Raw genomic sequence first — 16,082 nt, 5'->3', positions numbered from 1 at the left:
ATACTATTTATTTTTAATAGTTTTTTATCTAATGCACAAAAGACAGAAAATATAACTATTCCAAAAGGTGTAGTCTATAAATACGCTGACGCTAAATTAATTGAAAAAGCAAAAAAACTAATAGAAAATAATTTATCTGCCAATAGTGATTATAAAATACTACAGAACAATCTAATAATTGGCCCTGAATTATGGAGAAAATTTAAAGACAATCAGAAAATACAAAAAGTAGAAGGCAAAGCAATTCAATTTCATGTAGATGATACAATATTAGATGGCAAAATGAGTCAGGATATTGTGGGATCTAAAATAATATGGGATGAATTTAGAAACGAAATTTCTCAGGATTATATTATTAGAAAAGCCAACGAAAACGAGTTAAAATATTACTGGTCTGTAATATCATTTGATATCGAAGAACCATTGTTGATTGTAGAAAGTAAGGGAAATAATTATATTTTGAATTTATTAAAAAAAGATTTAAAATTATTATGGTTAGATAAAGCTCCAGATCAAAATAATACAAGCCAAGTTGCCTATAAACAATATCAAAACGGAAAAGAAATTGATTCTGTATCTAAAGGAAAAAAAGAAACATCTCTAGAAAAGATTATGCTTTTAAATTCTGATGAAGAATTAGCTGCAAACATTTCTTTTGAAGACATAGAATTACTTATAAAAAAGACAGATGAAATATTTAATGAATTATTTAAAAACTCATTAAAATCAGGTAAGCTAATGGTCGAATTTGAACTAAAAAAGAAAAAAAACGAAATAATTTATGCTGTTAAAGATGATTTAGATTTAGATATCATGAAAATTTTTGAACAAAGAGTTAACAGCGAGAAATACCCAAATTCAAAAAAAGACCCAATTAAACTTCGATTACTTTACAAAGTAAATTCGTTTAATGAAATAGAATAAAAAAATATTTCAGTAATAAATTTCAAACCCTTTTGTCTCAACTTTGAAACTCATACAATGAAAAAATTAATTGCACTCACATTATTTTTTACAAGCCTTTTGTCTCACGCACAAAAAACAGAAAACATCATTATTATCACCACAGACGGTTTTAGATGGCAGGAAGTTTTTAAGGGAATGGACAAAGAAATCGCCGACAATAAAAGATTCAATCAGGGAGACCGAACTTATATTTACAAAAAATACGGAAGTGCCGACATTGCAGAAGCACGCCAGAAAATAATGCCTTTTTTATGGTCTGAAATAGTTTCAAAAGGCCAAATTTATGGTAATCGCGATTTAGGAAATAAAGTCGATGTTACTAACAGATACTGGTTTAGTTATCCCGGATATAGCGAAATGATGACCGGAAATGCAGATAATGCCATAAATTCTAATGGTTATAAAGACAATCCGAATGTAAATGTTTTGGAGTTTTTGAACCAACAACCAAGCTTAAATGGTAAAGTAAACGCTTTTGGTGCATGGAATGCATTTGACAGAATTTTGAACGAAAAAAGAAGCGGTTTTCCGGTAATTTCGGCCTTTGATAGTATTGGAGGAAATAACCCGACCGAAACTCAAAAATTGCTCAATGCCATGCGCGATAACTCATACAAACCTTTTCATGATGATGAATGTCTGGATGTTTTTACGCATTATCAAGCGCTAAATGAACTTAAAACAAACAAACCAAAAGTACTTTACATTGCTTACGGAGAGACTGATGAATGGGCACATTCAGGACAATACAGATCGTATCTTGATGCTGCTAATCAGGTTGATAAATGGATTAAAGAAATCTGGGAGTTTGTACAAAGCGATCCGCAATACAAAGACAAAACTACTTTATTGATCACCGTTGATCATGGTCGTGGCGACAAGAAAAAGAAACAATGGACAGATCACGGTTCTGATGTTGCCGGAGCGTCTGAAATCTGGGTTGCCGCAATGGGACCGGAAATTGCAGCAAAAGGCGAACTTAAAACTCAAGGGCAATTGTATCAAAACCAAATTGCACAAACGATCGCCAAAATTATGGGATACACTTTTACAGCTTCACATCCTGTTGCCCAAGAAATTACAGAAATAGTAAAGAAATAATAAGACTTTTTTTTGCCACAAATTCCACGAATTTTCACGAATTAATATTTGATTCAATGCGAATAAAAAATTAGTGCAAATTCGTGAAATTCGTGGCAAACTTTTTTTACATCGTTTTAAGCCTCTCAACCTCTGAACCTTTGCTACTTTGAACCTATTTTAAAAAAAATCTCAGTACCTTAGCGCCTCAGAACCTAAGTAACTTAAAAAATGAAACAAATTACTTCAATACAAAATCCGTTTATAAAATCACTCGTTTTACTACAAGAAAAGGCAAAAGCCCGAAAACAAACCGGAACATTTTTAATTGAAGGCTTACGCGAAATTTCACTAGCTATAAAAGGCGGTTACGAAATAGAAACCGTTTTATTTTTACCCGAATTGGTTACTGAAAGTCAGATTAATAAATTGGTCAATACGCCAGTTTCATTAATCGAAATCAATAAAGAAGTTTACCAAAAACTAGCATATCGCGACACCACTGAAGGTATTTTGGCTATAGCCAAAACCAAATCGATGTCATTAGCTGATTTAAAATTATCTGATAATCCGTTGATCATTGTGGCCGAAGCGCCAGAAAAACCAGGAAACATAGGCGCGCTTTTACGTACTGCCGATGCCGCAAATCTTGATGCAGTTTTAATTGCAAACCCAAAAAGCGATTTATACAACCCCAATATTGTTCGCTCCAGCGTTGGTTGTTTGTTTACCAACCAAATCGCCACAGGAACAACAGCTGAAATCATTGCTTTTCTGAAAGAAAAAAAGATCGATTTTTACTGTGCTACTTTACAAAATTCAACCTCTTATCATACACAGGATTTCACTACTCCAACGGCTTTGGTTGTGGGTACAGAAGCTACAGGATTAACACAGGATTGGCGTGATGCTGCAACCCAAAATATCATTATCCCAATGCAGGGCGAAATCGACAGCATGAACGTTTCGGTTGCTGCCGCTATTTTAATTTTTGAAGCCAAACGTCAAAGAGGATTTAATTAATTTTAAATTAAAAATTATGAGTTATAAATTATCCGTTTTAGCCTTATTATTTTCTTTTTCAGTTTCGGCTCAAATCAGTAATCAGGAAGTAGATGAATTGGTCAATCGTACGATAAAAGCTTTTGATGTTCCGGGAATCGCCGTTGCCATTGTAAAAGACGGAAAAGTAGTTCTGGCAAAAGGTTACGGAGTACAATCGGTCGTTACGCAACAAAAAGTAGATGCCAATACCCTTTTCGGAATTGCCTCAAACAGTAAAGCTTTTACAACGGCTGCACTTGCGATGCTGGTTGATGAAGGCAAAGTAAAATGGGATGATAAAGTCGTACAATATCTTCCGGATTTTAAAATGTATGATGATTTTGTAACCCGTGAATTCACGATTCGCGATTTATTAACGCACAGAAGCGGCCTCGGACTTGGAGCGGGAGATTTGATGATCTGGCCTGACGGAAGCGATTTTAAAGCGCAGGATATTGTTCATAATTTAAGATATTTAAAACCCGTTTCGAGTTTTAGAACCAAATACGATTACGACAATTTGATGTACATTATTGCGGGCGAAATTGTGCATGTTGTAAGCGGAAAAACCTGGGCAGATTTTGTCGAAGAACGCATCATGAAACCGCTTGAAATGAACAATAGTGTAGCTTCTGTAAAACGTTTAAAAGATACTACAAACGTAATCACGCCACACGTACCAATTGACGGAAAACTAAAAACGATAAAACGTTACGAAAACCAGCTTTTTGACGGAGCAGCCGGGATTTATTCAAGTGTAAATGATTTGAGTAAATGGGCAATTCTGCAAATCAACAACGGTAAATATGGCGATAACAAACAATTATTTTCTGAGAAAGAACACGACGAAATGTGGCAATTGCAAACCATTATTCCGGCAAAAACAAAACCTCCTTACAATACCCATTTTTCAGGTTATGGTTTAGGTTGGTTTTTAAGTGATGTAAAAGGATATAAACAAGTTTCGCACACCGGTGGTTTAGAAGGAAATGTAACGCAAACGACTTTAATTCCCGAAATAGGTTTAGGAATTATTGTTTTAACGAATCAGCAATCCGGAGCGGCTTTTAGCGCGATCACCAATACCATAAAAGACAGCTATCTAGGCATTAAACCCGAAGATTACGTAACAACTTACAGCAATCGCGTAAAAGCCAGCGAAGCATCGGCTGATAAAGTAACAGATGAAGTTTGGGCGACGGTTGCCAAAAATAAAAAAGACAAGCTAAAAATTGATTTCTCTAAAATAACCGGAACTTACAAAGACAATTGGTTTGGAGAAGTTACAATAATAGAGAAAAAAGGAAAGATCTATTTTGCTTCAAAACGTTCGCCACAACTCGTTGGTGAAGTCTTTTTCTACAAAGATGGGAATTATGTCGTAAAATGGAATAATGCCTTTTTTCATGCCGATGCGCATTTACTTTTCAAATACGATCAAAACGGAAAAGCCAATAACTTAAAAATGCTTCCAATCTCTGAATTAACTGATTTTAGTTACGATTTTCAGGATTTGGATTTTTCGAAAGAGTAGTTTTTAGGTCTTAGTCGCAGTTATCAACTGAATCTTTTCATTCCTGTTTCTATGATAAAATCAGTTCTTTTTTTAAGCAGCTAATCCCGCTATACGTTGCAATCTTTTGTGGAGAACACCGCCACAAAAGGATTTCCTCTTCTATCGGGGCTAGGGCAATCATTTTCATAATAATGTTTTCGTCTAATTGTCATCCTGAAGAAGGAAGGATCACACTATCCCGAAGCTTCGGGACACAATCAAAATCGCCAATCTTTGTCGAGTTTTGCGTGTGATCCTTCCTTCGTCAGGATGACAAGATTGTGGTCACATTATCGAAAACTAAAAAATAAAACATTCCTCCTTTTTTTTCAAAAGTTCCGAAGGAACAAATTATATTGTAGGGATGTCCCGAAGCTTCGGGATTAATCCGTCCTCGCAATCAAAATCGTCAATCTTTGTCGAGTTCCGCGTGTGATCCTTCCTTCGTCAGGATGACAAGATTGTGGTCACATTATCGAAAAACTAAAAAAAACATCCCTCCTTTTTTTCAAAAGTTCCGAAGGAACAAATTATAGTATAGGGATGTCCCGAAACTTCGGGATTAATCCGTCCTTGCAATCAAAATCGTTAATCTTTGTCAAAGTTTGAAACTTTGACAAAGATTGATGTAGACAATAATCTGTGTAGTCCCTACGGGACATTATTGTGTGGTGTGTTTGTTTTTTCTACCAATATGTAGCTCCTAAAGGAGCATAATCAGTATAAACAACCTTTGCATATATTTTTTCTATCAACATTATCTACCAATGTGTAGTTCCTAGCGGAGCATTATTTGTATGATTATAAATGTTATATTATTATCTTCAAAGAAATATATCCGGTTAGGGATTACATATTGGTAACCATAGCATTATAAGTATGATTTTTTGTCTCGTTAGGGACTACACTTAAACTTAGAAAATCAGAAATTTAAAATCTAAAATCAACCCTTCATTCCCTTGTGTATATTCAAACTTATTCTTATTTTTAGTACTTGAACTATGCCGTTATGATAGAAATAGATATTGAGAAAGAAAATAAAGCAATTGCCCAAGAGTATAAAGAATTACTTCGAATCAGTTATCAGACTTTAAGTCCAACCGACAAAAAATTAATCCGAAAAGCATTTGATGTCGCAGTAGATGCACATAAAGAACAAAGACGTAAATCTGGCGAAGCGTATATCTTTCATCCTATTGCAGTTGCAAAAATTGTGGCTTCTGAAATTGGTTTAGGAGCGACCTCTATTGCTGCGGCCTTATTGCACGATGTTGTCGAAGATACTCCTATGACAGTCGAGGATATTGAGCGTTTGTTTAATCCAAAAGTAGCTCAGTTAGTAGAAGGTTTAACCAAGATTTCATTAGTTCAAAAAGATTTGAATGCTTCGATGCAGGCGGAGAATTTCAGGAAAATGATCCTGACTCTGAACGATGATGTTCGTGTAATCCTGATAAAACTCGCAGATCGTTTGCATAATATGCAAACCATGGATTCGATGGCGGAATACAAACAAACGAAAATTGCTTCAGAAACACTTTATATTTACGCGCCTCTTGCCCATCGTTTAGGACTTTATAATATTAAAACTAAACTGGAAGATTTAGGTTTAAAATATACAGAACCTGCTGTTTACAATGATATTGTAAGCAAAATCAGGGAGACAAAAGAAGAACAAGATGCTTACATCAAAGACATTTCAGACGTTTTGAAAAAATCGCTGGACAATGAAGGCATCGATTATGTGATAAAAGGACGTCCGAAATCTATTTATTCGATTCGTCGTAAAATGCGCGCTCAAAATGTGAGTTTTGATGAAGTGTACGACAAATTTGCTTTACGAATTGTTTACAAATCAGATCAGCATGACGAGAAATTCGTGGCGTGGAAAATCTATTCGATTGTAACCGATCATTACAGACCAAGCCCGAGCCGTTTGCGTGACTGGATTTCTTCTCCTAAATCAACCGGATACGAAGCTTTGCACATTACCGTTATGGGGCCAAAAGGCCGCTGGGTCGAAGTTCAGGTTCGAAGCGAGCGTATGGATGAAATTGCAGAGAAAGGATACGCGGCGCATTATAAATACAAAAACGGCGCTACAGAAGAAAGTGGTTTAGATGTTTGGCTGAATTTACTTCGCGAAGCGCTGGAAAATCAGGAAACCAATGCGGTGGATTTTGTAGAAGATTTTAAAATGAATTTATATTCTAAAGAAATCTTTGTCTTTACGCCAAAAGGAGAAATAAAATCGTTGCCAAAAGGAGCTACTTCGCTTGATTTTGCGTTTAGTATTCACTCCGAAATTGGAATTAAAACCAGAGGAACTCGTGTAAACGGTCGTTTGGTGCCTTTGAATCACGAATTAAAAAGTGGTGATCAGGTGGAAGTTATTACTTCGGCGAACCAAAAACCAACGGTAAACTGGTTAGAATATGTAACGACTTCAAGGGCTAAAACAAAAATCAAAAACGTTCTTAACGAGAACACTAAAAAAATTGCAGAAGAAGGAAAAGAATTACTTACCCGAAAACTGAGACATTTAAAAATAACGATCAACGAACAAGTTATCAACGAATTAGTAAACTTTTTTAAACTAAAAACAAGTTTAGATTTATTTTACAGAGTTGGAATTGGAGCGATCGAAAATCAGCAATTAAAAGATTACGCAGCTCAAAAAAGCAATACGTTTATCAATTTCTTTAAAAATAAAATCAAAAGAAATAAAGAAACAACTGCCGCAGAAGACATTCATAAACCGGTTATGAGCAGTAATTATGACATGCTGGTTTTTGGAACTGAGCATGACAAACTAGATTACAAACTTTCGCCTTGTTGTAACCCAATTCCAGGAGATGATGTTTTTGGATTTGTAACTATAAATGAAGGAATTAAAGTTCATAAAAAAGATTGTCCGAATGCGATTGGTATGCAATCCAACTATGCGTATCGCATTATGAGTGCCAAATGGATCGATTCATCTCAGGAAGAATTCAAGGCCATTATCAATATTACAGGAATGGATGTTTTAGGACTTACCAATCAGTTAACAAGGGTAATTTCGAACAATATGAGCGTGAACATTCAGAGCATTTCGTTGAGTACAGATGCCGGAATTTTTCATGGTCAGATTGCGGTTATTGTTCAGAATAATACCATTTTAAAGAAAATGATTAATGCGATTAAAAAAATTGATGGGGTTGATAAAGTAACGAGAGAGTACAGAACTTAAACTTTTTTAACCTATCTATAGGGGATTTATAACTAAACTTTAAACCCGAAACTTTTATTCATTAAAAATAAAAAATTATCTTTGCCGGATATGACACTCATTTCAACTGACAACACTAGAAATCAAGAAATTGTAAAAAATGTTTTTACAATGTATCTTGAGCAAAAAGGGCATCGCAAAACTCCTGAGCGTTATGCTATACTTCAGGAAATTTACGATAGCGAAGAACATTTTGACATAGAAAACTTATATATCAAGATGAAAAACAAGAACTATCGTGTGAGTAGAGCTACATTATACAACACGATCGAGTTATTGTTAGACTGCGCTTTGGTTAGAAAACATCAATTTGGGCAAAATCAGGCTTACTACGAAAAATCATATTTTGATAAACAGCATGACCATATTATCATGACTGATTCTGGTGAGGTGATTGAATTTTGCGATCCAAGAATTCAAACCATCAAAAAAACAATCGAAGAAATATTTGATATCGAAATCACGAATCATTCATTGTATTTCTACGGAAACAAAAAACAAAAACAATAATCCGTAAAGGAATTATTCAAAAAATAAAAAAAAAGAAAATTAACTACATTAATCAGTAGGGCAACTCGGGTTGCCTCAACGCAAATTAAAACAGAATGACCGTAGATTTATTACTAGGATTACAATGGGGAGATGAAGGTAAAGGGAAAATTGTTGACGTTCTTACCTCTAATTATGATATTATTGCACGTTTTCAAGGAGGACCAAACGCAGGACATACATTAGAATTTGACGGAATCAAACATGTACTTAGAACCATTCCTTCTGGAATTTTTCATAAAAATTCAATCAACATCATTGGTAATGGTGTTGTAATAGATCCGGTAGTTTTTCAAAAAGAAATTGAAGGTTTAGAGAAATTTAACCTTGATATCAAAAGCAAATTGATCATTTCAAGAAAAGCACACTTAATTTTACCAACTCACCGTTTATTAGATGCAGCATCTGAAGCATCTAAAGGAAAAGCAAAAATTGGTTCTACTCTTAAAGGAATTGGGCCAACTTACATGGACAAAACTGGTAGAAACGGTTTACGTGTTGGAGATATTGAATTAGAAGATTTTAAAGAACGTTACAGAGCATTGGCTGACAAGCACGAAGCAATGATTGCTTTTTATGACGTAGCGATTCAATACAACTTAGCTGAACTTGAAAAAGAGTTTTTTGAAGCTATCGAAGAATTAAAAAAATTAGATTTTATTGACAGTGAAGAATATATGTACCAGGCTCAAAAAGCGGGTAAATCTATTTTATGCGAAGGAGCTCAGGGTTCTTTATTAGATGTTGATTTTGGAACTTATCCTTTCGTAACTTCATCAAATACTACTGCTGCCGGAGCTTGTACTGGTTTAGGAATTGCGCCTAACAAAATCAAAGAAGTTTACGGAATTTTTAAAGCTTATGTTACTCGTGTTGGTAGCGGACCATTTCCTACTGAACTTTTTGACGAAGTTGGTGCTACTATGGCAAAAGTGGGTAACGAATTTGGATCTGTAACAGGAAGACAAAGACGTTGCGGATGGTTAGACCTTGTAGCTTTAAAATATGCTGTTCAGGTAAACGGAGTTACTCAGTTAATGATGATGAAAGGCGATGTTCTTTCTGGATTCGAAACTCTAAAAGTTTGTACAGAATACAACTATAAAGGCCAAAACATTTCTCACTTTCCTTATAACATCGAGCCGGAAAACGTAACTCCTGTTTATAAAGAATTTAAAGGATGGAAAGCTGACTTAACGGGATTGACTACTTATGAGCAATTACCAATTGAGCTAAAAGAATATATTGAGTTTATTGAAGCTGAAGTTGGCGTGCCAATTAAGATTGTATCTGTTGGACCAGACAGAAAGCAAACAATAACAAAATAATACCTCTAAACGCTCTGATAACCAGAGCGTTTTTTTATACAAAAGATTTCTTATTATGAAAAATCCAGAAATTAAAGTTACTGAAACAAAATTATTATCAGACAATTGGTATATACTAAACAAAGTAACTTTTGATTACCAGAAGAAAGATGGCAAAGTAGAATCTCATATTCGTGAAGTGTATGACCGAGGTAACGGAGCCGCAATTTTATTGTATAATTCAGCTAAGAAAACAGTAATCTTAACGCGCCAGTTTCGTTTACCAACTTATCTTAACGGAAACAAAACCGGAATGATGATCGAAGTTTGCGCAGGACTTCTGGATCAAGACAATGCTGAACAGGCTGTTATTCGCGAAACCGAAGAAGAAACAGGTTACCGCTTAAAAAAAGTGGAGAAAGTAATCGAAACTTATATGTCGCCAGGTTCTGTAACAGAGATTTTGTATCTTTTTGTTGGAGAATACGACGAAACGATGAAAGTAAATGATGGCGGCGGATTAGACGCTGAACAGGAAAATATCGAAGTTCTTGAATATACTTTTGAAGAAGCATACAGCATGATTGAATCCGGTGAAATTACAGATGCCAAAACCATTTTATTGTTGCAGCACGCTAAAATTAAAAATTTGATTTAATTTTTCACTATTTTTAGGTTTGTAAAAAGACCTTTATATGACCCAATTTAAGATTGTATTTTTTCTAATTTTCCCATTTCTGCTGTTCTCTCAAAACGAAAAAATTCCGGCAGAACAACTAAAACAAGATCTTACTATTTTTAGACAAATTAGAGAAAAAGCAAACTCAGGTGTTTACAAATACCGCACTAAAAAACAAATTGACAGTATTTATAATTGGGCATTTTCGCAATTAAAAAATCCACGAGAGGTAATGGATTTTTACAAAATTATTCTCAAAATCACTGATTTCGAAGGCAGTGTACACAATACCACTACTCTTCCTGATGCATATAAAAACAGATATGCATCAGAAAAAGTATTTTTTCCTCTTCCTGTAAAATTGATCGAAAACAAAATGATCGTCAATTTTAAAAACGACGAGATTCCGTTAGGCTCACAAATTTTTAGCATTAACGGAACTACCATAAACAAAATCGTACGTTCGTTTTACAAATATTACACCACAGATGGCTATAATACATCAGGAAAAGTAATTGGGATTAATGCTGTTTTTGCGAGATATTACGAAATGGAATACGGACCAAAAGAAAAGTTTTTAGTTGAATATTCACTCCCAAACCAAACTGAAAAGCTTTCTAAAAGTATTAATAGTATTGCTAATGATGAAAGAAAAGAGCGCTTCAAAAATCGTCATTCTTTTCCTTCTGACAGTTTATTCTACAGCAAGATAAAAGAAAAATATTCGTTTAAGATTTTTTCTAAAAATACTGCTTTGCTCACCGTTCACACTTTTGCCATTGGAGATAATGCAGAAGACAAAGAACATATAGCTTACAGAAAATATCTTGACAGCTGTTTCCAGATGCTTTCTGTACATCCTGAAATAAAAAACCTTATTGTAGACGTTAGAAATAATGGCGGCGGATCAGATCCTAACGATCTTGTAACTTTCTCTTACCTGACTCAAAAAACATATCGCGAAAATAAAAGCGCCTATATCAATTTTCAGAAAATTCCATTTCTTCCCTACTTTGTTTACGAAGAGACTGAGACTGAAAAAAAGCTGGAAGAAAAAAATGATTTTGAAGCCGAACTAAAAGAGGAATATCCAATTTTAAAAGGCAAAATACATTCTCAGGATCCAAAATTCAATCGCGTATTACAACCAGATAAAAATACCTTCAAAGGTCAGGTTTATTTATTAATAAGTCCAAGAGTAGCTTCGGCAGGATCTCTTTTTGCGTCGTTAGTTGCAGGAAAAACCAATGCAATTGTTATTGGCGAAGAAACAATGGGAGGTTATTACGGACACAATGGCCATACTCCTATTGAATACGAATTGCCAAACACAAAAATAAAAACACAGTTTTCTATCGTAAATTTAGAACAGGATGTTCCTAAAAAATCCAATCAGATTTTTGGACGCGGTGTAATTCCCGATTATAAAATTTCACAAACTTTTGATGATTTTATGCAAAATAGAGATGCGCAAATGGAGTATACTTTGAAATTAATTGAGAAAAAGTAAGGATGAATATTTGGCAAGAATTCGCAAAAGAAACAAATGGTAACTTCAAGGAAGGTTATTCCTGGCAATCTGACTCTAACGAAATAGAATATAAAAACTGGAAAATTACTTTTGATAATTATACACTTTGGTCAGGAAAATATAGCACTGAAATGACCAGAGTTGTTGTTCCGATTACTTTAAAAGATAATTTTAAATTTGAAATATATCGTGAAGGATTTATTCGAAAAATTGAAAAACTATTTGGGGCGCAAGATGTAGAAATTGGTTATCCTGATTTCGACAAAGCTTTTACCATTAAAAGCAATAACGAATTTAAGATAAAAACATTATTGCGAAATAAAGAGTTACGAGACCTCATGTCATCTATAAAAGATGTAAATATCCAAATATCAACTCAAAAAGGAATTTGGGAACAAGAGCTTCCTGCAAACGAATTCGAATTATCGTATTTTGCAGATGGTGAGATAAAGGATTTAAAAGATTTAAATTCATTATTGAAACTTTTCAAAATTATAATTGATGATATGTTTCAAATGAATGTTATTACCTAATGAAAATCAAATAAACAATTCAAAAAATTGTGTAAGCCATTTTCGCGATGATTAAAATAACTTTACAATACTAAAAAAAACCAGTTTATGAAAAAGTTATATTACACATCCAATATCGTACTTGTATTACTATTAGTTTTATTAGGTTCATGTAAAAAAAATGAATCGACTGAAACTAAAGAAAAAGCAAAACCTAAAAAATCAATTGAACACACAAAACCAAAAACGACTTCATATCAATTTGTGAAAACAAAAGAATGGCTAAAAACAAACGAATCTGACAGCGCTAAACTTCGTATTGCTTATGCGATAAACAGAACTGATAAAGCCAATTTTGCAAAATTAGATTCAGTTGTTGTTCCTGCAGATTTTACAGGCGATATTGTTTACTATCTTCCGTTTCCTTTGCATGTAACTGCTTTAGAAGAAATTTCGAAAGTAATTATTTTCTCTTATCCTACCCAGGCATTTGCCGCTTACGAAAATGGAGAATTAGTCTATACAGGCCCAACCAATATGGGAAGAAAAAAAGATCCTACTCCAACTGGATTATTCTTCACCAATTGGAAAGCTGAAAAAACAACGAGTACTTTTAACGACGAATGGGACTTAAAATGGAACTTTAATATTGAAAATAAACTTGGTGTTGGTTTTCACGAATATGCATTACCAGGTTATCCTGCATCACATTCTTGCTTACGATTACAACAAAATGACGCCAAATTCCTTTATAAATTTGCCGACGAATGGATCTTAAAAGACAAGGAAAATGTAAAAGTAAAAGGAACTCCGGTAATTGTTTTTGGAAGTTATAATTTTGACGGTCCAAAACCATGGTTCGAGTTAGTAAAAGATCCAAAAGCATTGGATATTTCAGAAGATGAAATAGAAAATCAAGCAAAACCATTTATTCAAAAGATTTTAGAAAATCAAAAACTTAGAGAAGCGGAACAAACCGCAACTCCGTAAAAATATTGTTATCCAAGGAAAAAGCTGCTATTACAATTTTGGCGAATTGTATTTAGCAGTTTTTTTTTGTTTTTGCCACAAAGGCGCTAAGACGTAAAGTTGTTTTAATCTGCATATTGAATTTAGCTAAAGCCCTTTTCCATTTCTTATCTCCAGCGAAAGCTAGAGCCTATTCAAAAAGTAGAGAAAAACCTTAGTACCTCAGAACCTTAGCACCTTTGAACCTTTTTTTGTTAATTAATAAGCGAACGTTCATTTATTATTTATATCTTTGTACCATAATTAATCAAAGTTATGAGAACGAGAGATGTAAATAAGGAAGTAATTGTCAAACAAAAAGCCATTGAAATGCTGGTTTCACAAGGCGTAGAAGGTTTTGGCATGAACAGATTGGCAAAAGAATGCGGAATTTCTGTGGCGACACTTTATATTTATTATTCGGACAAAGAAGATCTTATCAGGAAAATTGGAGTCGAAATGGGTAAAAATTTCTTTGAAGAAATGCTGGTTGGATTTTCTTCAGAAATGTCGTTTGTGGATGGCTTGCGTAAACAATGGGACAACAGATCTAAGTTTACTATAAATTTCCCCCTTCAAACTGATTGCATCGAACTTTTAAAACATTCTACTTACGGGGAATCTATATTTTCTGAAATTACAACTGATTTTAAGGAAGAAATGACAAAGTTTATTACTAAATCTATCGAGAAAAAAGAACTTCTTCCCATCACTTTCGAAGTTTTTTGGAGCATCGCTTACGGATCACTTTATTCTCTTTTAGAACTTCACAGAGAAGGCAAATCAATGTCGGGGAAACCTTTTGAATTCAGTCAGAAAATTAGGGATGAAGCTTTTAATTTGGTAATAAAGGCTTTGGCCCCTTAAGTGAAAAATCAATTTCAATGGCAATATCAATGTCAATTACAATATCAAATTTAAATTCAAAAAAAACTCAATCAATACATTATCAATTAAATATAAAATCAAATGAATACTTCAATTATAAAAAATAAAAAAATTGCCATTATTGGCGGTGGGCCTGTTGGATTAACAACAGCAAGAATTTTACAAATTAACGGTGCGGATGTTACTGTTTACGAAAGAGATCTTAATGCACAAGCCAGAACTTCTGGCGGAACTCTGGACATACATTCGGACACGGGGCAAAAAGCGATACAAAAGGCTGATTTGATGGATGAATTTTATCAGTACGCAAGACCAACCGGAGAAAAAATGGCCGATATGCACGGAAACATCACTTCTGAAGAAATGCCGACTGAAGAGAATGCTTATGCAAGACCTGAGATTGACAGAAACGATTTGAGAAAGATAATGCTTGAAAACCTACAGGAAAATACAGTAGTCTGGAACAGTCAATTGACAGAAATCGAGAAGATCGAGGATCAGTATCATTTAGAATTTAAAAATGGCACCAAAACAATTGCCGATTTTGTAATTGTTGCAAATGGAGGAAGATCAAACGCCAGAAAATTTTTCACAGATCAGGAACCTCAACTTTCAGGAACTTATATTATTCAGGGAGAAATTGAAAATCCGGATCATGATTATCCTGACTTTAAACCTAAATATGGCGACGGAAATGTAATGGCAATGGGAGAACAAAAAATGTTTTACACGCATACATTACGTGATGGTTCGGTACATTTTGGCGTTTCTTTTAAAGCAAATGAAGATTGGGTTTTAAACAACGGAATCGATTTTGACGATAATGCTTCGGTTATTGCTTTTCTGAACAAAAAGTTTGAAAACTGGAATGATGATTATAAAAAATTCTTCGCAGCTTCTACAGATTTTTCAGGATTACCATTGCGTTTGTTTTCTTTGGAAGAACCATGGAAACAACATTCAAACATTACGCTTTTAGGCGATGCAGCTCACTTAATGCCACCATTTGCTGGCGAAGGAGTTAATATGGGTTTAATGGACGCATATCAATTAACAGAGAATCTAACCAACGGACAATTCGAAACGCTTCAGGAGGCCATTGACGATTATGAAGAAAAAATGCGTGGTTATGCTCTTGAAGCGCAACGCACAACCTATCAAATGGAGATATTGCTGCATTCTGATGTTACAACAGAAAAGATATTAAATAGCCGTGGTGGAGTTTGATACTTTTTCTTTTACCATATAAGGGATATAAGTTCATTTAATCTGAATCGAATATTGCTTTAAATTTCATTTAGTCGTTTCGAAATGATTTTCGTCGAATGTTGCCAATCTTTAGTTATTTCCGAGTGTGATCCTTTGTTCAGGATGACAAGATTTTGGTTACTGTTCGTAATAGCAACTAAATGATAAACATTATTATGAAAACTGATTCTAGCCCCGATAGAAGTGGAAATCCTTTTATTTTTTTCCTTTAAAAAAATAAAAGATTGGAACGTATAGCGGGATTAGCTCCTAAAAAATAAGCAAAATAAAAAGGCATAAGAAACTAAATCTTATGCCTTTTTTTATTATTTATATCATTTTCAACTAATCAGTATTTCAACTTCATCTAATTGAATTTGCTTCCGTTTTACTCCGTATAGTTTTTTTAATAAATTAAAAATACTAAAAGGATTAGCACCAATA

At 34.0% G+C, this 16,082-nt stretch carries 13 protein-coding genes; all 13 read left to right on the top strand.

Translation table 11 applies throughout. The features are described from left to right. A partial coding sequence (locus FLACOL7796_RS08005) for a hypothetical protein (protein WP_173970288.1) occupies window positions 1-924 on the top strand: 924 nt, incomplete at its 5' end. Window positions 925-981: 57 nt separating this feature from the next. After that, entirely contained in the window at window positions 982-2,067 is a 1,086-nt protein-coding gene (locus FLACOL7796_RS08000; protein WP_173970287.1) for a phosphoglyceromutase, read from the top strand. Between the two features lie 210 nt (window positions 2,068-2,277). Next, on the top strand, window positions 2,278-3,069 hold the full coding sequence (locus FLACOL7796_RS07995; RefSeq protein WP_121318600.1) for a TrmH family RNA methyltransferase: 792 nt from the start codon (window positions 2,278-2,280) through the stop codon (window positions 3,067-3,069). Window positions 3,070-3,085: 16 nt separating this feature from the next. Further along, complete coding sequence (locus tag FLACOL7796_RS07990) at window positions 3,086-4,624, top strand: serine hydrolase (protein ID WP_173970286.1); 1,539 nt, start codon at window positions 3,086-3,088, stop codon at window positions 4,622-4,624. Between the two features lie 1,030 nt (window positions 4,625-5,654). Beyond that, the gene (locus FLACOL7796_RS07985) at window positions 5,655-7,877 is read left to right on the top strand and encodes a RelA/SpoT family protein (protein WP_173970285.1); all 2,223 of its coding nucleotides are present in this window, start codon (window positions 5,655-5,657) and stop codon (window positions 7,875-7,877) included. A gap of 90 nt (window positions 7,878-7,967) precedes the next feature. Further along, window positions 7,968-8,426, top strand: coding sequence for a Fur family transcriptional regulator (locus FLACOL7796_RS07980; RefSeq protein ID WP_029268726.1), 459 nt, complete (start codon window positions 7,968-7,970; stop codon window positions 8,424-8,426). A 95-nt stretch (window positions 8,427-8,521) separates the two neighbouring features. Further along, window positions 8,522-9,793: an adenylosuccinate synthase gene (locus tag FLACOL7796_RS07975; protein WP_173970284.1), complete on the top strand. Its 1,272-nt coding sequence runs from the start codon at window positions 8,522-8,524 to the stop codon at window positions 9,791-9,793. A gap of 55 nt (window positions 9,794-9,848) precedes the next feature. Beyond that, on the top strand, window positions 9,849-10,430 hold the full coding sequence (locus tag FLACOL7796_RS07970) for an NUDIX domain-containing protein (protein WP_173970283.1): 582 nt from the start codon (window positions 9,849-9,851) through the stop codon (window positions 10,428-10,430). Between the two features lie 37 nt (window positions 10,431-10,467). Continuing rightward, window positions 10,468-11,961, top strand: coding sequence for a S41 family peptidase (locus tag FLACOL7796_RS07965; protein WP_173970282.1), 1,494 nt, complete (start codon window positions 10,468-10,470; stop codon window positions 11,959-11,961). Between the two features lie 2 nt (window positions 11,962-11,963). Further along, a complete protein-coding gene (locus FLACOL7796_RS07960; RefSeq protein ID WP_173970281.1) occupies window positions 11,964-12,515 on the top strand; it encodes a hypothetical protein in 552 nt (183 codons plus the stop codon). Between the two features lie 87 nt (window positions 12,516-12,602). Further along, window positions 12,603-13,484, top strand: coding sequence for a L,D-transpeptidase (locus tag FLACOL7796_RS07955; protein WP_173970280.1), 882 nt, complete (start codon window positions 12,603-12,605; stop codon window positions 13,482-13,484). Window positions 13,485-13,778: 294 nt separating this feature from the next. Further along, a complete protein-coding gene (locus FLACOL7796_RS07950) occupies window positions 13,779-14,369 on the top strand; it encodes a TetR/AcrR family transcriptional regulator (protein WP_173970279.1) in 591 nt (196 codons plus the stop codon). A 102-nt stretch (window positions 14,370-14,471) separates the two neighbouring features. Continuing rightward, on the top strand, window positions 14,472-15,617 hold the full coding sequence (locus tag FLACOL7796_RS07945) for an FAD-dependent oxidoreductase (protein WP_173970278.1): 1,146 nt from the start codon (window positions 14,472-14,474) through the stop codon (window positions 15,615-15,617). Window positions 15,618-16,082: the final 465 nt, after the last annotated feature.

Source organism: Flavobacterium bizetiae, assembly GCF_902804475.1.
GTDB lineage: Bacteria > Bacteroidota > Bacteroidia > Flavobacteriales > Flavobacteriaceae > Flavobacterium > Flavobacterium bizetiae.
The sequence above is the reverse complement of the archived record's forward strand: the minus strand, read 5'-3'. Positions and strand labels throughout refer to the sequence as shown.